We start from the raw sequence: 23,165 nt of genomic DNA, 5'->3' as shown, positions 1-23,165 counted from the left end.
GGCCTGCGATGAAAGAAAAAGACGAAAGCTTCGTAGTAGATTTTGTCGGCGGTGCAGTCGGCCACCGTTTCCGCTCCAGCGAGGGGCGCGGACAGGCCCTGCCGAAAGCCGCGGGTTTCACAAAGGGCCGCACGCCAAAGATCGTAGATGCGACCGCAGGCCTCGGGCGCGACGCCTTTCTGCTGGCCTCACTGGGAGCGGAAGTAACGCTGATCGAACGCTCGCCGGGAATGCATGCCCATCTTGCGGACGGCATTCGCCGCGCATTGGAGGCTGGCGGCGCCTATGCCGAGGCGGCAGCACGCATGACGCTGCTTCACGGAGATTCACGCCAGTTGCTGAAAGAGCTTTCGCCGGAAGTGGTGATTGTCGACCCCATGCACCCGCCGCGCCACAACACGGCGCTGGTGAAAAAGGAGATGCGGGTGCTGAGAGAACTGGTTGGCTCCGACCCGGACCAGGTGGAGCTGATGGAGGCCGCACTGGAGAACGCGACGAAACGGGTGGTTCTGAAATGGCCCCTGCGCGCCGAGCCGATGCCGGGCATTCGGAAGCCCTCGCACCAGATAATGGGCAAGAACACCCGTTATGATGTCTTCATGATCTTCGGGAAATCTCTCGACCCGGAGGAATGATCAGCGGAAGTTTGGTTTACGCTGCGCATTCATCAGAAGCTCGTGCCGCGAAGCGAACTCGCCGAACAGCTTTCTGAGCCGGGTCTCCTCGGCCTTGTCCAGCCGGTAGCGGCGGCAGAATTCCGCGACATTGAGGATCGGTTTGGTTCTGTTCCCGTCTATGGTCTTGTTATCGATGATCTGCATGGCGCCCTCCGTATAACCAGAGGGAAAACGTGGGTGCATGATTGCGGTTCCCTACCAATTCGTACGGATGATAAAAGAGGGCGCCGCCTGCACACGAACTCATCAAGTTTTCTTGAAGCTATCGCAAGAAACGAAATCCTCCCCAAATGGTTTGTGCCTGACGCAAACGAAGGAAGGGAGACCCATGTTCCGCAACAACCGATTTCTGAGTTCGACGATGCTATTCGCGCTGCTTGCCGTGCCACTTGCTGGCGCGGCCCATGCACAGACCGCCCCGGCTGCCGAAACGAAACGCGCCAATGCGCCGAATCAGAAACCGGCTTTTGAGGGTCAGACCCGTGCGCCGCAGGCCGCCACCCAGCCGAACGTCGAAAAAACCGTCATTGCCGAGGGCCTGCCCCATCTCTGGTCGATGGAGTTCCTGCCCGATGGCCGCATGATCGTTGCGGCCAAGGAAGGCGCCATGCACATCGTCGCCGACGGCAAGGCCGGCCCCGCCATAGACGGCGTGCCGGAAGTGGCATCCGCCGGACAGGGCGGCCTGCTCGACATAGCGCTGGCTCCCGATTTCGAGACATCGCGCACCATCTTCTTCTCCTTCTCCGAACCGCGCAACGGCGGCAACGGCACCTCGGTTGCCTCTGCAAAACTGACGGAGGAAGGCGGCGCGGCCAAACTTGAAAATGTCGCGGTGATCTTCCGCCAGATGCCGACCTATGACGGTGACAAGCATTTCGGTTCGCGTCTGGTCTTCGGGCCGAATAACGAGCTTTATGTCACTGTCGGCGAACGCTCGGATGCGACGCCGCGCGTGCAGGCGCAGGATCTATCGAGCGGCCTCGGCAAGGTCTTCCGCATCGACACGCAAGGAAAGGCCTTCGAAGGCAATCCTTTCGCTGGCCAACAGAACGCCCTGCCCGAAATCTGGAGCTACGGCCACCGCAACCTGCAGGCGGCAGCGCTGGATGGTCAGGGCAGGCTCTGGACCGTGGAACACGGCCCGCGCGGCGGCGATGAGCTGAACTTGCCGAAAGCCGGCCTTAACTACGGCTGGCCGGTCATAACCTACGGCATCGAATATAGCGGCCGGTCCGTTGGTGAAGGCGCCACGGCAAAAGAAGGCATGGAGCAGCCGGTCTATTATTGGGACCCGGTCATCGGCCCCTCCGGCATGGCCTATTATGACGGCGACCAGATTCCCGAATGGAAGGGCGCTTTCATCGTCGGCGGTCTGGTAAGCCAGGGCCTCGTCATCCTGCATCTTGATAGCGACAAGGTTGCCACCGAAAGCCGGCTGCCGCTGGAAGCACGCATCCGCGACGTGAAGGTCGGTCCAGATGGCGCGATCTATGCCGTGACAGAAGAACGCGGCGGCGGTGAATCGCAGATTCTGCGGATCGCCAAGGCCGGCTGAGAAAACTCACGACTGGAACGACAGGCCGTCGGAACGAAGGCGGCCTGTTTTTCGTTTGCCGCAGCGTGAAACCTGCCGGAAAAAACCATGCCACAGCCGCCCACCCGCCTTCTTGCCAAAATCGGACTTGCCTATGTCAACGATCAGGAGCCGGGTATTGCCCGCGAGAAACGCGGACGCGGTTTCTGTTACCGTCTGCCGGGCGGCGAGCTTCTCTCCGACAGCGTCGAACTGAAGCGCATCAAAGCGCTCGGCGTGCCGCCCGCCTATAAGGACGTCTGGATATGCATCGACCCCGCCGGCCATTTGCAGGCTACGGGTTTCGATGCCCGCGGGCGAAAACAGTATCGTTATCATTCCGATTGGCATACGCTCCGGGGCGAAACGAAATTCTTCCAGCTCAAAAGCTTCGGCAGGGCGCTGCCCGCCATTCGCCGCCGCGCCATAGCCGATATAGAGAAGCAGGATCACGGGCAGGAAATGACGCTCGCGGCGCTCACGCTGCTGCTCGATGCCGCCTATCTGCGCGTCGGCAACCGCTCCTATCTCGAAACCAACGGCACCTATGGCGCAACGACATTGCTCAAGCGGCACGTCTCCTTCGGTGAAACCATCGAATTACGGTTTGCCGCCAAGGGCGGGCAGAAAGTGAAACGGCAATTGCGCCACCCTCGCCTTCAGAAAATCCTCGAGGAGATCGCCGATCTGCCCGGCAAGGAGCTCTTCGTCTGGCAGGACAGCGAAAACCGGGTGCATTCGGTCGATTCCAGCGATCTCAACGCTTACCTATCCCGTATCGGCGGGCAAGGCATTTCCGCTAAGACCTTCCGCACCTGGGGCGGAACGCTCGCCGCCTTCTGCAACGGGATGGAACATGTGGCGGCGGGTGAAAAACCGAGCATAAAGGGCATGTGCCAGGCAGCGGCGGCGGAGCTTTCCAACACGCCCGCCATCTGTCGCAAGAGCTATGTGCACCCGGCCGTCCTCGATATAGCCACGGACGAGAAAGCACAGAAAAAGCTTGGCCGCATCCTGAAGGTCGGGGCAAAGCCCGTCTCCGGTCTCAGGGCGGATGAAAGACGGCTGCTTGCCTTTCTGCCCTGAGGATCAGCGGCTGCCCGACCATTCCGCCAGTTCCCGCTCGGCCCTTTCCAGCGCGCTGTAATTTAACAGCTTGCGCAGGAAAGCGACGGTAACAGCGCGGGTTCTGAGATTATACCGGCCTTCCGCCTCGTCATCGCCGGCGGCCTGATGCACGTTCAGCTTCTCATAGAGACTTTGCAGCCGGTTCTGCACGCTGCGCAGCGACAGGTTACGGCGCCGCGCAATCGCCTTGTCGGTGAGGCCGAGCGCGACATCGACAAGGATTTCATATTCGGAATCGGTAAAGCCATGGGCCTTGCCGAGGCTCTTTTCCTGCAGGCCGCGCACTTCCCGGTCGATCACGCATTGCGCCTCGATGAAGATGCTGCGCAGCGCCAGCCGCAGACGGTCATCGGAGGCCGATTTCAGCACGTAACCATAGGCGGCCCCTTCCGGCACGATGCGGGAAACACCGCGCACATAGGCCTCGTCGGAATAGTTGGACCAGAACAGGATGCGGGTATCGGGCCTTTCCTTCCAGATGGTGCGCGCCGCCTCGATGCCGTTGCGCTCGTTCATCTGCAAATCCATGACGATATGGGCGGCGCGATTTTCGCGCGCGAGCTTTTCGCCGGTCCTGCCGTTTGCCGCCTCCAGCACCTTGTCGCATTCCGGCAGCGCAGCACGCACCGCCTCGTTCAGATAGGCGCGGTGCAACGCATCATCCTCAACGATCAGCACGTCCATGTCACAACTCCTCCCGCCGGTCGAAAGCGCCTGCCGGCAACGTCACCGTGATGCAGGTTCCCGCTCCCGTTTCATTGCCGCCAATATCGAATCTCGCCGAAATCAGCCGCGCCCGCGTCTTCATATTGCCGATGCCGAGGCCGCCGGAGGCCCCGCCTTCGCCGCCGCCGCTGCCGTCATCGCTGACTGTCACCCGCAAGCCACCGTCGATTGCGGTCAGTTTCACGGCAATCGCTTCGGGCTGGGCATGGCGAATGGCGTTATTGACCGCCTCCTGCACGATGCGGAACAGCGATATGGCCACCGTCTTGTCCAGCCTTTCCACCAGCCCGTCCGTCTCATCCGTCACCGACCAGTCGATTGCAGACCCGCTGTCGCGCACGGAGCGGTCCACATAGGTCTCGATGGCTTCAACGACGCCGAACAATTGCAGGATCGAGGGTTTCGCCTCCTCGATGATCTCGCGCAGATCCTGCATGCAGTGCTGCAGGCTGCGCACCACAGGCTCCAGCATCTCGCCTGACAGGTCGGGGGTATGGCTCATGCGCTCGATGCGCCGCGCCAGCCGCGTCAGGTCCGCCAGCGTCTGGTCGTGCAGATCCATGCCGATGCGCTGCCGTTCGGCCTCCAGCGCCTCGGTCAATTGCAGCGCGCCGAGCCGCAGGCCCTCCTCACGGGCATTGGCGCGCGCTTCCTCGATGGCGGAGCGTTTGGCCTGCTCGGCGGCGCGGATGGCGTAGAAATAGGGCGCCAGCAAATCGGTGACCGCGCGGGCATTCGCCACATCCTCCATCGTATAGGCGTCCGACTGGTGGGAGGAGCAACTCAGCGCACCGATGATATCGCCATGCACCTTCATCGGCACATGAAGCCGGCTATGCAGGTTGAGTTCGATGATCGGGCTTGAAAACGACCCTTCGAAATGAAAGCGCGGATCGGCGCAGGCGTCGCCGCTCAGGAGGTATTCCACCTCGCCTGACAGCAGCGAACGGATCGGGCTGCCGGTCAGAAGGGCGGGCGGGAGCCTGCTCCAGGCACTGGCCAGACCGCTTTCATAGGCGATGTGATATTTGTCATCCAGCTGCTTGATGCAGACATCCATATGGTCATGCGGGATAATGTGGCTGATCTCGGTGGCGACCGCCTGGATGATGGCATTAAATTCCAGCTGCCCGGCAAGCAGCCGCGAAATGCCCATATAATGATGGAAAAGTGCGCTTTTCGGCGTATCCAGCATGTGCGGACGCCCTCCCAAGCGCCTGCTCCGTCGACCTCTGGCGGCGCAGTTTCGACATTTCAGAACGCCGCATCACCATTCTGCGCCCGGCAAGGCCATTTCGTCCTGCGGGTTCCCGCATGCTTTCTGCGGAAACCCGCAGGAAGATTGCCGTGATCTGCCTGTACAAGCCAAATCTTCTTGGTCATTCTCGCTTCTACTGGGGAAAGGAGCTCCAGTGCAAAGGAATTCTGTCTGCCGCCGAGGAGATTTGCGACAGACAGGCGTTTCCGGGCTCGAAAGGGCAAGCCACCAGGGAGGAAATCAATGGCTATCAGGAAGATGCTTCTGGCATCGGCCGCTGTCGCATGCGCAGCTTTGCCGATCACCGCTCATGCCGATACGTCGGCCAAAAAAATCGCGCTTTCAAACAATTATGCCGGTAATTCCTGGCGTCAGGCGATGCTGACGAGCTGGGACAAGATCACCAAACAGGCGGTTGCCGACAAGCAGGTCGCCGCCGCTGACGCCTTCACCACAGCCGAAAACCAGGCGACCGAACAGGCCGCGCAGATCCAGAACCTCATTCTTCAGGGTTACGACGCCATCGTCATCAATGCCGCTTCGCCCACCGCGCTTAACGGCGCGGTGAAGGAAGCCTGCGATGCCGGCATCACCGTCGTGTCCTTCGACGGCATCGTCACCGAGCCCTGTGCATGGCGCATCGCGGTCGATTTCAAGGCGATGGGCGAAAGCCAGATCGACTATCTCGCCAAGGCCATGCCGAAGGGTGGAAACCTGCTTGAAATCCGTGGCCTTGCGGGCGTTTCAGTGGATGATGAAATCCACGCCGGCATCGCCGCCGGCGTCGCCAAGAACCCGCAGTTCAAGATCGTCGGTTCCGTCAATGGCGATTGGGCGCAGGACGTTGCGCAGCGCGCCGTCGCCGGCATCCTGCCGAGCCTTCCAGAAGTCGCGGCCGTCGTGACACAGGGCGGCGACGGTTACGGCGCGGCACAGGCTTTCGCCGCCGCCAAGCGCCCGACACCCACCATCGTCATGGGCAACCGCGAAGACGAGCTGCAATGGTGGAAGCAGCAGAAGGACGCAAGCGGTTACGAGACCATGTCCGTCTCCATCGCTCCCGGCGTCTCGACGCTGGCTTTCTGGGTGGCGCAGCAAATCCTCGACGGCAAGGATGTGAAGAAGGATCTGACCGTGCCCTTCCTGCGCATCGATCAGGCCAATCTCGAGGAAAACCTGAAGACGACCCAGAAGGGCGGCGTGGCGAATGTGGAATATTCGCAGGAAGACGCCCAGAAGGCCATCGCATCGGCCAAATAGGCCGGATCGGCTCAGAGCCTGACTATTGCGGCGCTCCCGGAACGGGCGCCGCAATAGCCACCGTATCATCCGATTTTCACATCACTTTTCACATCACTGGCGTAGTTGCTCATGAATGACATCATCGAGGCGGAAGAAGTCGTCGCTGCGCGCGGCGTGAAAGTCGTGTTCGGCGCGGTAAGAGCGCTGGATGGGGCCGATCTCGTCATCCGCACGGGGGAATGCCTTGGGCTCGTCGGCCATAACGGCGCGGGAAAGTCCACCATTGTCAACGTCATCAATGGCGGGCTGACGCCGCATGAGGGTTCCGTTTCCTATGGCGGCAACGAAAACCGCCATGGCATTGCCGCCGCACGCGCGAACGGCGTTCGCTGCGTGTTTCAGGAACTGTCGCTCTGCCCGAACCTGACGATCAGCGAAAATGTCCGCATCATGCATGCCGCCACGGGTGGGCGAAACTGGCGCGGCCGTGCGCTGACGACCATCCGGCAGACACTGGACGAAATTTTCCCCGGCCACGGCATCGATTGCGAACTGACCATCGCTGAACTTTCCATCGCCGAACGCCAGATGGTGGAAATCGCCATCAATTTCTGCCGCATACCGCACGCGCCGAGACTGGTGATCCTCGATGAGCCCACCTCTTCGCTCGATGCCGGTCTTGCCGAGCAGCTGATGGATTATGTCCGCCGTTTCGTGCGTGAGGGCGGCTCGGTTCTGCTGATCTCGCATATTCTCGGCGAAATTCTTTCGACGGCCACCCGTATCGTGGTGATGAAGGACGGCCGGGTGGTTGCCGACCGGAAGGCCGCCGACTTCACCACCCGCTCGCTGGTTGAGGCCATGGGCAGCGTCGTCAAGGAACAGGACAGGCGACGGGGTGAAAGCCGCAAGGCAGGCGAGAAGGTGCTTTCCATGCCGGCACGCCGGGGCGAAGGCCTTGCCTTCGAGGCCTTTCGCGGCGAGATCGTTGGCCTTGCCGGTCTCGGCGGCCATGGCCAGACCGAAGCGCTTCTCGATCTTTATCTTGCCCGCAACAATAGCTGGCTGCCCGCGCGCAAGACCGATATCGCCTTCGTAGCGGGCGACCGCAGCCTGAACGGCACCTTCCCGCTGTGGAGCATCCTCAAAAACCTGTCCATCGCCTCGCTCAGGGATATTTCAGCCGCAGGCATGGTGGACAGAACCAAGGAAACCGAGCTTGGGGCGCAATGGAAAAAGCGCATAGAAATCCGCACGCCCGACATGGGCAACAAGATCCTCTCCCTTTCCGGCGGCAACCAGCAGAAGGTGCTTTTCGCCCGTGCGCTTGCCACCACCGCCAGCACCGTCTTGATGGACGACCCGATGCGCGGCGTCGATATCGGCACCAAACAGGAGGTTTATGACATCTTGAGAACCGAAGCCTCCCACGGCCGCACCTTCATCTGGTACTCCACCGAAATGGACGAAATCCGTCTCTGCGACCGGGTCTACGTGTTCCGCGACGGCGCCATCCAGGCGGAACTCGTCGGCGACGATATTACCGAGCAGAATGTTCTGGCGGCCTCCTTTGCCGGAGAAGACCACGCATGAAACTCTCGGCAAACGCGCTCCGCCTCATCATTCCCGCCGCCTCGCTCGCCTTCCTGCTCGCCGCCGTCTTCTACATGCAGCCGCGCGCCATGAGCTATACCGGCATGAACCTGCTGTTCAATCTGGCGGTGCCGATTGCGCTCGCCACAATTGCGCAGATGCTGATCATGTCGGTCAACGATCTCGATCTGTCGATGGGCACCTTCGTCAGTTTCTGCGCCTGTGTGACCGCCACTTTCCTGCAAACCACGCCGATCCTCGGTATTGCGATTTTTGCCGGTGCGATTGCGGTTTATGCATTGCTGGGCGCCATCATCCATATCCGCGCCCTTCCCTCCATCGTGGTCACGCTCGGCATGAGCTTCGTCTGGGGCGGCCTTGCCGTCCTCATTCTGCCCTCGCCCGGCGGCCAGGCCCCAGCCTTCATCCGGGCGCTGATGACGGCAAAACCGCCTTTCGTGCCGATCGCCATCGTCGCCAGCATCCTGATCGCGGTGGTCGCGCATTACATCGTCATGCGCTCCTCTTTCGGGGTTTTGATGCGCGGCGTCGGCGGCAATTTCCGCTCGGTCGAGCGCTCCGGCTGGTCGGTCGTCGGCATTCGCGCCGCCACCTTTGCGCTGGCCGGTTTCTTCGCGGTGCTGTCCGGTATCGCCCTTGTCGGGCTGACGACATCGGCCGACGCCAACATCGCGCTGCGTTACACGCTGCTCTCGATTGCCGGCGTCATCCTCGGCGGCGGCGAATTCGTCGGCGGACGGGTATCGCCCATCGGCGCCGTCATCGGCGCGCTGACACTGACGCTCGCCGGTTCGTTTCTCTCCTTCATGCGCATTTCACCCGACTGGCAGATCGGTGCGCAGGGGGCGATCCTCATCATCGTGCTGGCGCTGCGCATCCTGCTCAACCGTCTTGAAAAGCGGGAGAAAAACCAATGAACGGGCTCTCTTCCCTCACCAGAAAACCATGGATCTGGTCATTTGCCGCTACGGCGGTCGTCTGGATTGTCACCGTGCTCTTCACCGGCGGTGCAAGCTCCTTCGGCCTGTCGCATGCCGCACTCACCTTCGCGGCCTTTTCGGTCATCGTCGGCATCGGCCAGATGTTCGTCATCACGCTCGGACCGGGCAATATCGACCTATGCGTTCCCGCCACGATGACGCTGTCAGGCACACTGGCGCTCAAATTCATGGATGTGTCCGACGGTCTCATCCTGCCCGGACTGCTGATCGCCATTCTGATCGGCATCGCCATCGGCATCGGCAATTATGCGCTGATCAAGCTCCTGCGCATCCCGCCGATCATCGCGACGCTCTCCATGAGCTTCATCGTGCAGTCCATCGCCATCTGGTCGAACCGCGGCCTGCGCATCAAGCCGCCGGAAACATTGGCCACCTTCGCCACGTCGAGTTTCTTCGGCATCCCGAACGTCGCCCTCGTGGCCCTGCTGCTGTCCGTCATCGCCTGGCTGCTGCTCGACCGCTCGTTTTACGGACGCTGGATTTCCGCCATCGGCCAGAGCACCTTCGCCGCCCGCATGACCGGCATTCCGGTGGACGGCGCACGTTTCGTCACCTATGTGCTCTGCGCGGTGCTGGCGGCGATTGCCGGTTATCTGCTCGCCAGCTTCTCCGGCGGTGCTGCGCTCAATATGGGCTCGGAATATCTGCTGATGTCCATCGCCGTCGTCGTCATCGGCGGAACGGCGGTGGCGGGCGGCGATTCCAATGTTCCCGGCATCTGGGGCGCTTCGCTTTTCATGTTCCTGGTGGTGTCGATGCTGAACACCTATGGTTTCGGCGCCGGCATCCGCCTCATCCTCACCGGCCTCATCATCATCTCCGTCATTCTTCTGGCAAGCGGCCCCAAGGCCACACGCTGAAATCATAACGACAAGCCCCAAGCGGACCACGCTCATGACCACAGACACGACCTCCCCTTACGAAATCCACGATGACCGCTTCCGCCATCTGATCGTCGGCAATGCCGAACTGGAAGAGCTTTATTCCGGCTGCCGCTGGGCCGAAGGCCCGGTATGGTTTGCCGATCTGAACGGCCTGCTGTTCAGCGATATTCCCAATCAGCGCATGCTGCGCTGGGTGCCGGATGGCGGGATCTCGGTGTTCCGCGAACCCTCCAACTTCACCAATGGCAATACCCGCGACAGGCAGGGACGGCTCGTTTCCTGCGAACATGGCGGCCGCCGCGTCACCCGCACCGAAGTGGACGGCTCGATCACGGTTCTTGCCGACAGCTACGGCGGCAAGCGGCTGAACTCACCCAATGACGTGGTGGTTAAATCCGATGGCAGCGTCTGGTTCACTGACCCAACCTACGGCATTCTTTCCGATTACGAGGGCTACAAGGCCGAGCCGGAACAGAAGACGCGCAATGTCTACCGGCTCGATCCCGCAACAGGAGAGGTCACGATCGCCATCGACGACTTCATGCAGCCGAACGGGCTTGCGTTTTCGCCTGATGAGACAAAGCTCTACGTCGCCGACAGTTCCTACAGCCACGATGTCTCCCGCCCGCGCCATATCCGCGTCTTCGATGTGGTGGATGGCGTAAAGCTCACCAACGGCCAGGAATTCTGCAGCCTCGACAATGGCCTGCCGGACGGCTTCCGTCTGGATACCGCCGGCAACCTGTGGACCAGCGCCGGCGATGGCGTTCACTGCTTTTCCCCCGAAGGTACGCTCCTTGGCAAGATCAAGGTGCCGCAGACGGTCGCGAACCTCACCTTCGGCGGCCCGAAAAAGAACCGCCTGTTCATCACCGCGACGAAATCGCTCTATTCGGTCTATGTCGCCGCAACCGGCGCGCAAACGCCCTGAGGTACTGAAAAACCGGAGGAAACGGGACGGGAAGGAACTGGCAAGACGCCTTCACCACGCTATAAAAGCGGAATGAACGACGATTCCAGCCCCTTCCTGACTGACGACATGGCCGTGGACGGCGACGCGCCGGCCATTGAACCCACCAGCCGGATGCTGTCCTGGGCGCGCAATTCCGCGCTCTACCGGCTGGAACAGCGCATGATGACGGAAAAGCAGCTGCGCGACGCCATCATGCGCAAGGCGCGGGAAAAATTCGAGGATATCAGCCCGGCGCAGGTCAGGACGCTCGGCGAATTTGCCGTGACCTTCGCTTATGGCATCAAGGCGCTCGACGACACCGCCTATGCGGAAATCGCCGTGCGGAGTGGCCAGCGCAGCGGCAAGTCGAAACGCGGGCTCGCGCAGAAACTTCAGGTCAAGGGCATCGCACGGGAAACGGCCGCCGTTGCGCTTGAAGAGACCGATGATCTGGTCGCAGCCGTCATCTTCGCCCGCAAGCGCGCCTTCGGGCCGTTTCGTCGTGTCGAACTGGACGAGAAGCGCAAGGCCAAGGAATTCTCCGCCTTCGCCCGCAACGGCTTCGGCTTCGAGATCGGCGCGAAGGTCATGGCGATGACCTTCGAAGAAGCGGAAGAGATTATCGCTGAAGCACCGCTCTGACCGCTATTGCGGCATGGGGTGCGTTTTCAGATAGGCGATCAGATCCGCAATATCCGTCTCGCTCCAGAGTCCAAAAAAACGCATCGCATTTCCCGGTATCGCCTTCTTCGGGCTGGCGATGAATTTTTGCAGTTCATCCTCCGACCACACCCGGCCGGCAACGCCGGCATCCTTCAGCGCCTGCGAGTAGTGGCCGTAATCGGCCACGGAAGCCATCGGCCTGCCGACGACACCCATCAGATGCGGGCCCATGCGAGTGCGCGGGGTGTCGACACTGTGACAGGTGGAACAGCGGCTGAAGACCTTTTCCCCATGGGCCGCATCGCCCTCGGCAAAAGCGGCTGTCGCAAGAAGGAAAGAACAGGCGGTGACCGCCGCGACACTTTTGAATGTGGAAATCATGATCCGCATAATACAACGCCCTCTTCGTCTGACAACGAAGAGGGCGTGTTTAGACATGCGACAGAATGCCCGGCGCAATACACCGGGCATTTCGCTGATCAGTTCATGGCCGTCAGCGTCACCGAGGTGCCGGTGGCGGCAAGGTTGAGGCCAACCTGACCCGTCACGCTGACCGTCTGCAGCTGGATGGAGCCGGACGTACCGCCAACCAGAACGTTGGTGCCAACGCCGAGACCAACGGTGACTTCAGCCGTTGCGCCCTGATAAAGGCCGCCGAGCGAGCCGCGGTGGTAACCAGCCGTCGGGGCGAAAACAGCCCAGACCAGACGGCCCTGCGTGGTGAAGCCAAGGTCGACGCCCATCTTGCGGATCGCGCCAGTGTAATGGTCGGTGCGGCGAGCGCCCAGCGTAGACTGGAAAGTGCAATCCAGTTCCTTGGCAGAGCCGATCACGTAACCGACGCCACCACCGATATCGCAGGTAAGGTAACCGATCTTGACGCCGTTGCGGTCGTCCTGCTCCTGCGGAGCCGGTTCATATCTTGCAAGGTCGGCAGCAAGTGCGGAAACGGTTCCGCCGAGGCCCATCATCAATGCGGCAAAAGTTACGGCAACAGCCTTTTTCATCTGATTTTCTCCTGTTTCATTCCTACCCGCAGCAGCCCTTCTTGCCCTCTCCGGATATTGAATTCCGCACTGTTAACGTTTGTTCCCCAGAATCGATCCAAAACAACTTAATTGGATGCAAGGAAAGCAAAACAGTTAACAATGTCTGTTGGCGGTAGGATGCCATTAAGACATTGTTAGGGCGAAAAATGCCGGGAGAATTACTGTCAACAGCAGGCTTTTCCGCGCGTTGTTTTGCTGCAACAAGCTTAAAGCGGCAAAGCGACGGGAAGGCCGGTTGCGGCATGGGTCATGACATCCATGCGCACACCATAGATCCGCTCCAGCGTCTCCGGCGTCATGATCTCTTCAGGCGTTCCCCTCGCAATCAGATTGCCGGAATGGAGCGCGACGATCTCGTCGCAGAACCGCGCCGCCATGTTGACATCGTGCAGCACCACGATGACGCCGAGACCCTTTTCCCGCGACAGTCTCTGCACCAGGGAGAGAACCTCGAGCTGGTGCGCCATGTCGAGCGCCGAAATGGGCTCGTCCAGAAGCAGGCTTTCAGCGTTCTGGGCAACCAGCATTGCCAGCCATACGCGCTGGCGCTCACCGCCTGAAAGCGTGTCCACCAGCCGGTCCCTGAAGGCCACCGTATCGGTCAGCTCGATGGCCTCGTCCACCTTGTCCTGATCCGCCCGGGTGAACTGGCCGAGAGCGCCATGCCAGGGGTAACGGCCAAGCGCCACCAGTTCCCTGGCCAGCATGCCGGAGGCGGCCGGCGTGTATTGCGGCAGATAGGCCAGCTTTCGCGCAAATTCGCGATTGCCCCAGTTTCCGAGCGCCTTTCCCTCAAATGAGACGCTACCCGCCGTCGGCTCCTGAATGCGTGCGAGAATCTTGAGCAGCGTGGATTTTCCAGAACCGTTATGGCCGATCAGGCCGATCGTCTTGCCGGTCGGAAAGCTTGCCGTCAGAGGATGCAGCAATGTCCTGCCCGGCACCTCCATCGTCACTTTTTCCAGTGAAAAAAGCGGGATATCGTCATAATCGACGGCAAGCGCTGCCTGACCCATGGTTCTCATCTCCGTAAATCGCTCAAAGACATCATCAGCGCCTGCCTGAAAGCCAGATCAGGTAGGGCGCACCGGCAAGAGCCGCAAAAAGGCCGAGCGGCAGTTCATAAGGAAAGGTCATGGTCCGCGCCCCGAGGTCTGAAAGCGCCATCAGCACCGCACCGAACAGGAAGGAGGCGAGCAGATGGTCGCGCGGCGTGGTGAAACCCGCGCGAAGCGCAATATGCGGCGCCATCAACCCGACGAAACTCAATGGACCAACCAGTAGCGAGGCAGCCCCCGTGGCAATGCCTGCCACCGCAATGACGGCGATGCGCGCAGCACCAAGCGGCAGACCGAGCGAGAGCGGCACATCCCTGCCAAGCGGCAGGATCGTCAGCCAGCGCGTCACCGAAAGCGCACCCGCAAGCAGCACGATGGAAAGCACCCCAAGAAAGATCGCCGAAACGGGCGTCGCCGTTGAACCCGAGCCGCTGAGCCAGGCGAGAATTTGCCAGGCGCGCTGGTCGCCAATGGCAAGCAGCGCCGAGAGCACCGCCGAGCAAAGCGAACTGATGGCGATGCCGGCGAGCAGTATTTTTTCCGGTGCCAGATGCCGGCGCACCGAAAAGAACAGCACAAGGATCATGACCACGCCCGAGCCGATGCCGGCGCCAACGAACAGCTCGAAAAGACCGGCGGCCGGAAAAATCGTGATGGCGGCGGCAAAACCGAGGCCTGCACCGCCGCTGACGCCGATCACCTCCGGGCTTGCCATGGGATTGCCGGTGAGCCGCTGGAGCAGCGCGCCCGCCATGGCCAGAAGACCGCCGGCGGCCATGGCCGCCACCAGCCGCGGCCAGCGGAAGGGCAGGAGGCTTTGCAGATCACCGACCTTCAGCACCGTCCAGCCATCAGGCCCCTTGCCAATGGCAATCGCCGCAAAAACCAGCCCCGCCATGACGACAAGCATTGGCAGCAGCGCCGCGAGCCGGCGTCTTGTCGCAAGCTCGACACCTTCGCCGCGATGCACATCGGTCGGCCGGATTTTGGGAAGCAGCCACAGAAGCAGCGGCCCGCCGATCAGGGCCGTCACCGCACCAGTCGGGAAAACCTCGGCCGTCGTGCTCGCCAGAAGCTGCACGAGACCGTCGCAGAACCAGAGCAGCAGACCGCCCAGAAGCGGCGAAACAAACAGCACGGAAGATGCTCGCCGCACGCCAAGCGCCCGGGTGAGCGCCGGCGCGGCAAGGCCGATGAAGCTGACAAGGCCAACCGCCGCGGCAACGAAAGCAGCCAGCATGACTGCGACGGCCGCGACCGCCAGCCGGATCGAAAACAGCGACACACCAAGCGATCGCGCACCGGAATCGCCAAGGCCAAGAACCGTGAGCGGCCTTATCAGCAATCCGGTGAGAACCAGGCCCAGGAAAAGTTGGGCAGCAAGCAGAAAGGCGTTCGACCAGTCCTGCTGGCTGAGCGAGCCGCCATTCCAGACGACCAGCGACATCAGATATTCGCCCTGCGCGAGCGTCAGGGCTGCAGAGGCTGAGGCAGCGGTGATGCCGACCAGCAACCCGGACACCACCATGGTCACCGGCTCGAAGGATCGCCGCCAACCGAGAAGAAATACCACACCCGCCGCGACGGCAGCGCCTGTCAGGGCCACCAAGGCGCGGTTACCATCCAGCACCGAAGGAAAAAACAAGGTTGCGGTGACGATTGCCAGTTGAGCGCCGGCCGAGATGCCGAGGGTGGAGGGATCGGCGATCGGATTGCGCAGCAATTGCTGAAAGAGCGCACCCGACAACCCCAGCATCGCCCCCGCCAGAATGGCGACGGCCACACGCGGCATCAGGCTGAAGGCAAAAATCACCTGATCCATCGACATGGATGTGGCATCAAACGGCAAAGCCGGCCATGCGCCAAGAGGCAGCCGCAGCAACCCGACATGCAGGGAAAGCCCCAGGGCCAGAACAAAGACCAGCCCGAAAAGAAACTGGAGAGGCCGCGCCGTCACAATGCTTCCCCCCGTATCGTCAGAGCCTCGGTCAGAAGCCGTGCGAAACGCATGCCGGCGGTGATGCCGCCATAGGGGCTGACATTGCCGAGCGTGACCACGCGATTTTCCCGCACGGCAGGCAGCGCGCGCCAGATGGCGCTGTTGCGCAGGCTCTCGCGGGCCTCGACCGGAATATCGGAAACGATGACGATGCGCGCATCGGGCGAGCCCGCGAGATTTTCGAGCGGGACGGGGGCGGCGAAGGTGAATTGCGAACGATCCGCCCAGGCATTGGTGAGACCCAGCCTGCCAAGAATATCACCGAACATGCTGTCTTTACCGAAGGCACGAAAATGCCGGGCATCACCAATGTTGATCACATAGGTCGGCCGCGTAGCAAAGGCTTCGAGGCGCACGCGCATGGCTTGCAGCGCCTGGTTTGTCTCGTCCAGAACCTTTCGCGCTTCCTCAGTCCGGCCGAGCTTTTCGCCAAGGGACGAGACTGCGGCAAGCGCCTTTGCAAATGGCGGCTCGCCCTTCACGTAAAACGGCAGCGAAAACACCGGCGCTATGGCTTCCAGCCTGCCGGTGTAACGGGTGTAGAAAGGCGAGATGAGAATGAGGTCCGGCCGGGTCAGTTGCAGCAACTCGAAATTCGGCGCACCGCGCAGGCCGAGATCGGCAACGGTCTCGGGAATTTCCGGCTCGACCGCGCCGGCGCGGAACTGGATGAGCTCGGTCGCCGCCACCGGCATGACGCCGAGCGCAACGGATGTTTCCAGCATGGCCCAGTCGATGGCGGCGATGCGCGGCGTCGCCGCCGCCCGCGCCTTGCCGGCAAGAGCCGAAGCGGCGAGCAGGCCTAAAAACTCCCGCCTCCCCCAAAGGGGGGACATCCATCGATCCTTACGCGTCATGCCCCTGCTGCTTCACTTTGATATGGCGTCACCAACGATAGGTCAGCTTGCCCATAACGGTTCTGCCGTCACCGTAATAGCATCCGAAAGTGGAGCAACTAGAAATATATTCTTTATCAGTCAAGTTTTGCACGAGAAGCGAGGCACGGTAGCCGTTCTTCTCGTAATGCACGCCGAGATCGAGCAGGGCCAGCCCCTTCATCTCGAAGGCGTTGGCCGCATCGCCATAGCGCTTTCCGACATAACGGACGCCGCCGCCAATGCCGAAGCCCTCAAGCGCCGTATCCTCCGCGAAAGTGTAATCGAGCCAGAGGCTTGCGGCGTGCCGGGGCGCATTGTCGAGTTCCTTGCCATTATTGACTCGCCCTGCGACTTCACTGTCCATGTAGGTATAGGCTGCTCGCAGATCGAGCCTGTCGGTCAGGCTTGCGACGCCTTCCAGTTCGAGGCCTTTCACATGCGCCTCATCCATCTGCTGCGTCACGCCGCCGACAGTCGTCGTGACGTTCTTCTGCTTCAGATCATAGATTGCGGCCGAGAAGAAACCGTCGAATCCATCAGGCTGATATTTGACGCCGGCTTCCCACTGTTCGCCGGTGGTCGGCTTCGGCGCATCGCCGACAGCCGGTTGCGGCACCGGCTCGAACGAAGTCGCGTAGCTGACATAGGGCGCGATGCCGCCCTCGAAGAGATAGCTGACGCCGACGCGGCCGGTCAGCTTGTGGTCGTCCTTGTCCAGCGATCGATAGGTCGTTCCGTTGAAGGTCGTGCCGCTTGTGCTTGCCCAATCCTGCCGCAGGCCGGCGGTGACCCGCCAGTTTTCGTAGGAAATCTCATCCTGCGCATAAAGGCCGATCTGGGATATGTCGGTTTTCACATCGGCATAAAGCGTGCGCGAGGTCAGGCTGATCGGCCCGCCATAAACCGGATTGACGGGATCAAGCGGCGTCGCCGCCCAGAATTCGGTTTTTACGTTATTGTCGAAATAGCGATAATCCAGTCCGACAAGCAGAGTATGATCAACCGGGCCTGTCGAGAAATCGGCCTGGAGGCTGTTGTCGATATTGAAGGTGTTCAGCAATTCGTCCTGGAAGGTCGCATTGCGGCGGATGAGATTGCCGATCATGCCGCTATTGGTCGAGGACATGCCAAGCGCGCGGTAGGACCAGTCGAAATTGGAATAACGCGCATTTTGCCGGAAGGTGAAGGTCTCGTCGAAACGATGCTCGAATTCGTAGCCTATATTGGTGAACTTGCGGTTTGACGTATCGAAAGACGGATCACCGACATAAAAGCTGCGGTCCAGCATATTGCCCGGCCGGGAAAAGGTGAGTGCTGGCGGAAGGCCGGACGGCGAGCTCGGATTGTCGTGCTGATAGGAAGCAAGGACCGTCAGCTTCGTATCCTCATCAGGCTGCCATGTGAGCGCCGGCGCGATGAAATAACGGTCGTTCTGCAGATTGTCCGTCTGCGCATGGGCATTGCGGGCAACCCCGGTCAGACGATAGGCAAGGCTGTCGCTATCCGCCACCGGCCCGCCAATATCGAACATCGACTGGTAATAATCGAAGCTGCCGATCTGCGCGCCCACTTCGCCGAAACGCTCGAAGGTCGGCCGCTTGCTGATAAGATTGATGAGGCCGCCGGGGTTGCCCTGGCCATAAAGCACCGAAGCCGGCCCGCGAATAACCTCCACACGTTCCAGACCATAGACCTCATAGGACGGCGCTCCCGCCGTGCGCATCAGTCGAAGGCCGTTGAGAAACTGCAGCTGGTTTCCCGCAAATCCGCGAATGCGCGGCGCATCGAAACGCGGATCGGAACCCGAAGGCTGCGCGACGACGCCGGGAACATAATTCAGCGCCTCGCTGAGATTGCGGACGTTCTGCGCATCCATCTGGTCTTTGGTGATGACGGAAACTGACTGCGGCGTCTCGATCAGGGACCGTCCCGTCTTGGTGGCACTGGCGCTGGTTTTCGCCACATAGCCCTTTACGGGGGCTTTGGGGTCCTGTTTTCCAACGCCCTCCACGGTAATCGTCCGCAGCACCGTCGTGCCGGCCTCCTGCGCGAGGGCAGCACTGGAGGACAAAAACGCCACATAGGCTATGGCGGCGCAACCGCCCGCCAGAATGGAAATGTGTTTGGTCTTTCCCTGCACCGCCAAAACCCTTTATCACCCGCGCCGCCATCAAGGCGGATATTTTTCTGGAGAATTTAACTCATCTTATTACGCAAGGTGCAGATTGTGATCCAATAAGCGCAGGCGGTTTTTTTCAGAAGTATTGATTATGAAAATACCGACAGATAATAGCTTGGAATTATTCAAATCTGCTAAAAAGGCCATGCGATGGGCAGGAAACCGGCAAGCCGGGCTGAGACATTCGAATTGCGACACCTGCGCTATTTCACCGTGCTGGTGGATGAGCGCAATTTCGAGCGCGCCGCCGCCCGCCTCGGCATTGCCCAGCCGGGGCTTAGCCAGCAGATCATGGCGCTTGAGGACATTGTCGGCATGCCGCTCTTGGACCGGACGCGCCGCTCGGTGAAGCTGACCACGCCCGGCCAGCTTCTCTACGAAGACGCCCGGAAAATTCTTGCCAATGCCGAAGCGACGCTTGCGGCGCTGAAGCGTGTCGACCGTGGTGAAACCGGCCGGATTTCCATCGGTTATGTTGCCTCGGCCGCTTATTCCGGCCTGCTCATCCGGTCGATCTCCAGTTTCCGCGCCTCTCATCCCGATGTGGAACTGCAGCTCATCGAAATGGAGATGCGACTGCAACTGGCCAAGATCGCCGACGGCAATCTCGATTTCGCCTTCATCCGTCCACCGGCGCCCATTCCGGAAGGTGTTGCGGCCCATGTGGTCCTGCGTGAGCCGTTGATGGCCGCCTTGCCGGAAAATCATCCGCTGGCCTTTGCGCGCCAGATCGATCTCAGGAACCTCGCCGCAGAAACCTTCATCACCCCGCGACAGCCGCCGGATGTCGGCTTTCACTACAATACGATAGAAGCCTGCAACGAAGCCGGGTTCCAGCCTTCCATCAGCCCGGAAGGCCGGGACTACACCACCATAGCCAGCATGGTGGCTATCGGCCTCGGCGTCGCGCTGGTGCCGCGCTCGCTCGATTGCCTTCGGCTTCCGGGGGTGCGTTACGTGCCGCTTGCGGCAAGTTCTGCAACCTCCGACCTCGCAATCGCTCACCGGAAAACAGAGGCTTCTCCGGCCGTCAGGGCCTTCATTCTCCACGCCCGGAACTGAGGCGGAGGCCTCCGCCCGGATGGGAACGCCAAGCCGTTTGGAACGATGCCGTGGACGAAAAATCCGCCACAGGCCATCTGGCGGATTTGGTGACCATAGGCCATTGCAGCCAACCGCATGTGAACACACAGACAATATCCGCTTCCCCGGACAAGACGGCGCAGTCCTCGCATCCCGCGCGACATCCGTCGTCCCCGCTCGTCCCCTCCCGCCCGCAAGGCCGTATATTCACGGCAGGTTTGTTTTACCGGAGACAGCAATGGCTGAGATTTACACACACTATGCCGCCGGCCTGGAATCGCCGGCGTCCAACGGTTTCGACATCGTTCCGGACGATACCAACCCGCTTCCCTCTCCCACACGCGCGATTTATGTCGGCAATGGCGGGCAGCTCTGCCTTACCCTGCTTTCCGGGGCGACCGTGACCTTCCAGAACCTGCCCGCAGGCAGCCTGCTGCCGGTTAGAGCCACACGCGTATTTTCAACGCGCACCACCGCAACGGGCATCATCGGACTGAATTAAGTGGTATCATGCCGTCGTCTGAGCATCGGTTTGAATAGCACCGGGTGCCACGGCATTATGTGACACTTTCATGACAAAGCTTTCAGGTTGATGTCAGCTAAATGACGCATCCGCCATCAATCGGCCCATGCGGCAGCCTGAAGACGGGTGCTTCCACACGTTCCTTGCTGCCGCCGGCATATATGGATCTGGTGGAACTGACAGTGGCTCTTTTTACGGCGAAAGCGACAGGAACTGAAACATATCGTCCGGAAATCGGCAGCGTGCCGCTCAGCCTGCTGACGGGGGTCTATCTGCTGTTTTTCACCAACCAGACATTCTGGTCGAAGGTCCATACCTATCTTTCCGCCTATCCGGTCGCGATCGTCTCGCTTTATGTTGCGATGGCCGCACTTTTCGGCGCCCTCATCACGATTTTTTCCGCCAAATACCTCATCAAGCCGTTCCTGATCTTCCTAGTCTTCGCAGCGGCGGCGGCCTCCTGGTTCATTGACCGTTACGGCATCGTCATTGACAGCGACATGATCCGCAACGCCGTGGAAACGACGCCGGCGGAAGCCGGCAATCTGATGACCCCCGGCCTGTTCTGGCATCTCGCCATCTTCGGGCTGGTGCCATCGGTCGTCATCGTGTTTGTCCGCGTCAGGCATCGTCCGATCCTCGACAAGCTCCTATGGAACACCATCAGCATTCTCATCTGCCTCGGCGTCGCCGGCATCATCAGCTTTGCAAATTCCAAGACGTTCACCACCGCCATCCGCCAGCACAAGGACATCGTCAAAAGCGTCAACCCATTGTCGCCGATCATGTCCACCGTCCACTATTTCACGCAGGCCGGAAAGGAAGCCGACATACAGGTCAGCGCCATCGGCAAGGATGCGAAGGTTCTTCCCGCAATTGGCGGCGTCCATAAGCCGCGCATCACCGTCATCGTGGCCGGTGAGACCGCCCGCGCCTCGAATTTTTCGCTCAACGGTTATGGGCGCGACACCAATCCGGAACTCGCCAAACGCAATGTGATCTATTTCCCGAGCACCACCAGCTGCGGCACCGCAACGGCTATCTCCATTCCCTGCATGTTCTCGAAGTTTCCGCGTTCGGAATACAGCCACAACAAGGCGCTCGCCAACGAAAACGTCATGGATGTTCTCGTCCATGCCGGCATCGGTGCGACATGGCTGGACAACAATACCGGCAGCAAGAATGTCGCCGACCGCATTCCCTATTTCGACCTGCCCTCCACCAATGACAGCCGCTTCTGTACCGGCGGAGAATGCCGCGACGACATCTTCTTCGACAAGCTCGATGCCTGGCTCAACAATGTCACGAAGGACAGCGTCATCGTGCTGCACCAGATGGGCAGCCACGGGCCGACCTATTATCTTCGCTACACCGACGAATTCCGGAAATTCACCCCCGACTGCCGGACGGCGGAACTTGGCAACTGCACCGACGCCGAAATCGTCAACTCCTACGACAACACGCTTCTCTATACCGACCACTTCCTGTCGACCGTGATCGACAAGCTGAAGGCACGCTCCGACAAGCTCGCAACCGGCATGATCTATGCGTCGGACCACGGCGAGTCGCTCGGCGAAAACGGCGTCTATCTGCACGGCGCGCCCTATCTCCTGGCGCCTGACCAGCAGACCCATGTGCCTTTCCTGGTCTGGTTCGACGACGATTTCGCCAAATCCATGGGGCTGGACAAAGCCTGCCTGGCGAAAAGCGCCGCCCAGGGCGGACGCTCCCACGACAATTATTTCCACAGCATCCTCGGCATGATGAACGTCTCTACCTCCGTCTACGATCCCTCGCTGGACGTGTTCGGTGGCTGCACGCAGCGCCAGAACAGCTGAACACACAGTGCTTGACGCCTATCCCGTGAAAGCGATACGCAGGACGACGCGATAAAGGAGCTGTCTTGCGGGTTCTGCTTGTTGAAGACGATCATGTTCTGGGAGAAGCGCTGAGAGACCATGTTGCGGCGGCGGGCCACGCCGTGGACTGGTTCAAGACGCTGGGCGACGCCATGGCGGCGACGCGAACCATGGCCTATGGCCTGATCCTGCTTGACATGCGCTTACCCGACGGCGAGGGCATCACCCTGTTGCAAGGCCTGCGCAACCGCGACGATGCGACGCCGGTGATCATTCTGACGGCCCACGATCAGGTTTCCGACCGGATTGCCGGACTGAACGCCGGCGCCGACGACTATCTGGTCAAGCCCTTCGACCTCAACGAACTTTCGGCGCGCATGCTGGCGGTCTCCCGGCGTTATGAAGGTCGCTCGGCCCCGGTCATCCGCCTGCCCGGCATCGAAATCAACCAGGTGGCGCGCAATATCACCGTCGACGGAACGGCGCAGACGCTCAGCGCCCGGGAATGGGCCGTTCTCGAAAAACTGGTCGAGTATCCCGGTGCCGTCGTCTCGAAAGCCCAATTGCACGACACGCTCTACGAATTCGGCGCGGAAATAGAAAGCAACACGGTCGAGGTCTATATCAGCCGGCTGCGCAAGAAAATCGGCCATGACCGCGTCGAGACCGTGCGCGGCGTCGGCTACACCATCAGATAGTCAGAATTACAAGCAGGCAGCCATGGCCAGACCGACCAGCATGACCCGCAAGCTCGTGACGGCGCTGACCAGCGTCGTCGCCATATCCTGGCTTCTTGCCCTTGCCGGGCTGGGCGTC

At 60.8% G+C, this 23,165-nt stretch carries 22 protein-coding genes; 13 read left to right on the top strand and 9 right to left on the bottom strand.

What is annotated here, in order from left to right; genetic code table 11:
* Positions 1-8: 8 nt before the first annotated feature.
* Positions 9-635 (top strand): class I SAM-dependent methyltransferase, encoded by a 627-nt coding sequence (locus AGR13A_RS20020; protein ID WP_080838928.1) that lies wholly within the window; start codon positions 9-11, stop codon positions 633-635.
* Here the strand turns inward: AGR13A_RS20020 and AGR13A_RS20015 are convergent, their stop codons facing one another.
* A complete protein-coding gene (locus tag AGR13A_RS20015) occupies positions 636-821 on the bottom strand; it encodes a hypothetical protein (RefSeq protein ID WP_080838926.1) in 186 nt (61 codons plus the stop codon). It lies immediately after the preceding gene.
* Positions 822-1,005: 184 nt separating this feature from the next.
* Between AGR13A_RS20015 and AGR13A_RS20010 the strand changes: the two genes are divergently transcribed.
* Both AGR13A_RS20010 and AGR13A_RS20005 read left to right on the top strand, forming a co-directional pair.
* Positions 1,006-2,235, top strand: coding sequence for a PQQ-dependent sugar dehydrogenase (locus tag AGR13A_RS20010; protein WP_080838924.1), 1,230 nt, complete (start codon positions 1,006-1,008; stop codon positions 2,233-2,235).
* Between the two features lie 87 nt (positions 2,236-2,322).
* Entirely contained in the window at positions 2,323-3,339 is a 1,017-nt protein-coding gene (locus AGR13A_RS20005; RefSeq protein WP_080838922.1) for a DNA topoisomerase IB, read from the top strand.
* Positions 3,340-3,342: 3 nt separating this feature from the next.
* Here the strand turns inward: AGR13A_RS20005 and AGR13A_RS20000 are convergent, their stop codons facing one another.
* Together AGR13A_RS20000 and AGR13A_RS19995 are read right to left on the bottom strand one after the other, a co-directional pair.
* Positions 3,343-4,065: a response regulator transcription factor gene (locus tag AGR13A_RS20000; RefSeq protein WP_080838920.1), complete on the bottom strand. Its 723-nt coding sequence runs from the start codon at positions 4,063-4,065 to the stop codon at positions 3,343-3,345.
* 1 nt (position 4,066) lies between these two features.
* Complete coding sequence (locus tag AGR13A_RS19995) at positions 4,067-5,302, bottom strand: GAF domain-containing sensor histidine kinase (protein WP_080838918.1); 1,236 nt, start codon at positions 5,300-5,302, stop codon at positions 4,067-4,069.
* Positions 5,303-5,608: 306 nt separating this feature from the next.
* On the opposite strand from AGR13A_RS19995, the gene AGR13A_RS19990 reads away from it, so the two are divergent.
* The 6 genes from AGR13A_RS19990 to recX all read left to right on the top strand — a co-directional run bounded on the left by AGR13A_RS19990 (position 5,609) and on the right by recX (position 11,700).
* Positions 5,609-6,625 carry an ABC transporter substrate-binding protein gene (locus AGR13A_RS19990; protein ID WP_080838916.1) on the top strand — a complete coding sequence of 339 codons (1,017 nt, stop codon included), beginning with the start codon at positions 5,609-5,611 and terminating at the stop codon, positions 6,623-6,625.
* A gap of 111 nt (positions 6,626-6,736) precedes the next feature.
* The gene (locus tag AGR13A_RS19985; protein WP_080838913.1) at positions 6,737-8,200 is read left to right on the top strand and encodes an ATP-binding cassette domain-containing protein; all 1,464 of its coding nucleotides are present in this window, start codon (positions 6,737-6,739) and stop codon (positions 8,198-8,200) included.
* Complete coding sequence (locus AGR13A_RS19980; protein ID WP_080838912.1) at positions 8,197-9,138, top strand: ABC transporter permease; 942 nt, start codon at positions 8,197-8,199, stop codon at positions 9,136-9,138. Before AGR13A_RS19985 ends, AGR13A_RS19980 begins: the two co-directional genes overlap by 4 nt.
* Positions 9,135-10,082, top strand: a complete 948-nt coding sequence (locus tag AGR13A_RS19975; RefSeq protein WP_003522111.1) for an ABC transporter permease — start codon at positions 9,135-9,137, stop codon at positions 10,080-10,082. The genes AGR13A_RS19980 and AGR13A_RS19975 overlap by 4 nt, the downstream gene beginning before the upstream one ends.
* A gap of 34 nt (positions 10,083-10,116) precedes the next feature.
* Entirely contained in the window at positions 10,117-11,037 is a 921-nt protein-coding gene (locus AGR13A_RS19970; RefSeq protein ID WP_080838910.1) for an SMP-30/gluconolactonase/LRE family protein, read from the top strand.
* 72 nt (positions 11,038-11,109) lie between these two features.
* Complete coding sequence (gene recX / locus AGR13A_RS19965; protein ID WP_139786101.1) at positions 11,110-11,700, top strand: recombination regulator RecX; 591 nt, start codon at positions 11,110-11,112, stop codon at positions 11,698-11,700.
* A gap of 3 nt (positions 11,701-11,703) precedes the next feature.
* Here recX and AGR13A_RS19960 read toward each other — a convergent pair whose 3' ends face one another.
* The 6 genes from AGR13A_RS19960 to AGR13A_RS19935 all read right to left on the bottom strand — a co-directional run bounded on the left by AGR13A_RS19960 (position 11,704) and on the right by AGR13A_RS19935 (position 18,845).
* Positions 11,704-12,111, bottom strand: a complete 408-nt coding sequence (locus AGR13A_RS19960; protein ID WP_167377603.1) for a c-type cytochrome — start codon at positions 12,109-12,111, stop codon at positions 11,704-11,706.
* Positions 12,112-12,200: 89 nt separating this feature from the next.
* Positions 12,201-12,728 (bottom strand): DUF992 domain-containing protein, encoded by a 528-nt coding sequence (locus tag AGR13A_RS19955; RefSeq protein ID WP_080838907.1) that lies wholly within the window; start codon positions 12,726-12,728, stop codon positions 12,201-12,203.
* 248 nt (positions 12,729-12,976) lie between these two features.
* Complete coding sequence (locus tag AGR13A_RS19950) at positions 12,977-13,786, bottom strand: ATP-binding cassette domain-containing protein (protein WP_080838906.1); 810 nt, start codon at positions 13,784-13,786, stop codon at positions 12,977-12,979.
* A gap of 34 nt (positions 13,787-13,820) precedes the next feature.
* The gene (fhuB, locus tag AGR13A_RS19945; RefSeq protein WP_080838904.1) at positions 13,821-15,785 is read right to left on the bottom strand and encodes a Fe(3+)-hydroxamate ABC transporter permease FhuB; all 1,965 of its coding nucleotides are present in this window, start codon (positions 15,783-15,785) and stop codon (positions 13,821-13,823) included.
* Positions 15,782-16,684: an iron-siderophore ABC transporter substrate-binding protein gene (locus tag AGR13A_RS19940; RefSeq protein WP_167377602.1), complete on the bottom strand. Its 903-nt coding sequence runs from the start codon at positions 16,682-16,684 to the stop codon at positions 15,782-15,784. The genes fhuB and AGR13A_RS19940 overlap by 4 nt, the downstream gene beginning before the upstream one ends.
* Positions 16,685-16,712: 28 nt before the next feature.
* On the bottom strand, positions 16,713-18,845 hold the full coding sequence (locus tag AGR13A_RS19935) for a TonB-dependent siderophore receptor (protein WP_080840360.1): 2,133 nt from the start codon (positions 18,843-18,845) through the stop codon (positions 16,713-16,715).
* Positions 18,846-19,034: 189 nt separating this feature from the next.
* Here AGR13A_RS19935 and AGR13A_RS19930 point away from each other — a divergent pair, with 189 nt between their 5' ends.
* The 4 genes from AGR13A_RS19930 (at position 19,035) to AGR13A_RS19915 (ending at position 23,047) form a co-directional block, all read left to right on the top strand.
* Entirely contained in the window at positions 19,035-19,946 is a 912-nt protein-coding gene (locus AGR13A_RS19930; RefSeq protein ID WP_080838901.1) for a LysR family transcriptional regulator, read from the top strand.
* Positions 19,947-20,205: 259 nt separating this feature from the next.
* Entirely contained in the window at positions 20,206-20,469 is a 264-nt protein-coding gene (locus tag AGR13A_RS19925) for a spike base protein, RCAP_Rcc01079 family (protein ID WP_080838899.1), read from the top strand.
* A gap of 191 nt (positions 20,470-20,660) precedes the next feature.
* On the top strand, positions 20,661-22,328 hold the full coding sequence (locus tag AGR13A_RS19920) for a phosphoethanolamine transferase (protein ID WP_167377639.1): 1,668 nt from the start codon (positions 20,661-20,663) through the stop codon (positions 22,326-22,328).
* 65 nt (positions 22,329-22,393) lie between these two features.
* Positions 22,394-23,047, top strand: coding sequence for a response regulator transcription factor (locus tag AGR13A_RS19915; protein ID WP_080838897.1), 654 nt, complete (start codon positions 22,394-22,396; stop codon positions 23,045-23,047).
* Positions 23,048-23,165: the final 118 nt, after the last annotated feature.

It is taken from the genome of Agrobacterium genomosp. 13 str. CFBP 6927, assembly GCA_900012615.1.
Taxonomy (GTDB): Bacteria; Pseudomonadota; Alphaproteobacteria; order Rhizobiales; family Rhizobiaceae; genus Agrobacterium.
Note: the sequence above shows the minus strand (reverse complement) of the source record. Positions and strands in the feature narration are given on the sequence as shown.

Excerpts from the sequence above, each read along its gene's own strand:
- AGR13A_RS20020 (WP_080838928.1), top strand. The coding sequence starts at position 9 with ATGAAAGAAAAAGACGAAAGCTTCGTAGTAGATTTTGTCGGCGGTGCA.
- AGR13A_RS20015 (WP_080838926.1), bottom strand. The coding sequence starts at position 821 with ATGCAGATCATCGATAACAAGACCATAGACGGGAACAGAACCAAACCG.
- AGR13A_RS20010 (WP_080838924.1), top strand. The coding sequence starts at position 1,006 with ATGTTCCGCAACAACCGATTTCTGAGTTCGACGATGCTATTCGCGCTG.
- AGR13A_RS20005 (WP_080838922.1), top strand. The coding sequence starts at position 2,323 with ATGCCACAGCCGCCCACCCGCCTTCTTGCCAAAATCGGACTTGCCTAT.
- AGR13A_RS20000 (WP_080838920.1), bottom strand. The coding sequence starts at position 4,065 with ATGGACGTGCTGATCGTTGAGGATGATGCGTTGCACCGCGCCTATCTG.
- AGR13A_RS19995 (WP_080838918.1), bottom strand. The coding sequence starts at position 5,302 with ATGCTGGATACGCCGAAAAGCGCACTTTTCCATCATTATATGGGCATT.
- AGR13A_RS19990 (WP_080838916.1), top strand. The coding sequence starts at position 5,609 with ATGGCTATCAGGAAGATGCTTCTGGCATCGGCCGCTGTCGCATGCGCA.
- AGR13A_RS19985 (WP_080838913.1), top strand. The coding sequence starts at position 6,737 with ATGAATGACATCATCGAGGCGGAAGAAGTCGTCGCTGCGCGCGGCGTG.
- AGR13A_RS19980 (WP_080838912.1), top strand. The coding sequence starts at position 8,197 with ATGAAACTCTCGGCAAACGCGCTCCGCCTCATCATTCCCGCCGCCTCG.
- AGR13A_RS19975 (WP_003522111.1), top strand. The coding sequence starts at position 9,135 with ATGAACGGGCTCTCTTCCCTCACCAGAAAACCATGGATCTGGTCATTT.
- AGR13A_RS19970 (WP_080838910.1), top strand. The coding sequence starts at position 10,117 with ATGACCACAGACACGACCTCCCCTTACGAAATCCACGATGACCGCTTC.
- recX (WP_139786101.1), top strand. The coding sequence starts at position 11,110 with ATGAACGACGATTCCAGCCCCTTCCTGACTGACGACATGGCCGTGGAC.
- AGR13A_RS19960 (WP_167377603.1), bottom strand. The coding sequence starts at position 12,111 with ATGCGGATCATGATTTCCACATTCAAAAGTGTCGCGGCGGTCACCGCC.
- AGR13A_RS19955 (WP_080838907.1), bottom strand. The coding sequence starts at position 12,728 with ATGAAAAAGGCTGTTGCCGTAACTTTTGCCGCATTGATGATGGGCCTC.
- AGR13A_RS19950 (WP_080838906.1), bottom strand. The coding sequence starts at position 13,786 with ATGGGTCAGGCAGCGCTTGCCGTCGATTATGACGATATCCCGCTTTTT.
- AGR13A_RS19940 (WP_167377602.1), bottom strand. The coding sequence starts at position 16,684 with ATGACGCGTAAGGATCGATGGATGTCCCCCCTTTGGGGGAGGCGGGAG.
- AGR13A_RS19930 (WP_080838901.1), top strand. The coding sequence starts at position 19,035 with ATGGGCAGGAAACCGGCAAGCCGGGCTGAGACATTCGAATTGCGACAC.
- AGR13A_RS19925 (WP_080838899.1), top strand. The coding sequence starts at position 20,206 with ATGGCTGAGATTTACACACACTATGCCGCCGGCCTGGAATCGCCGGCG.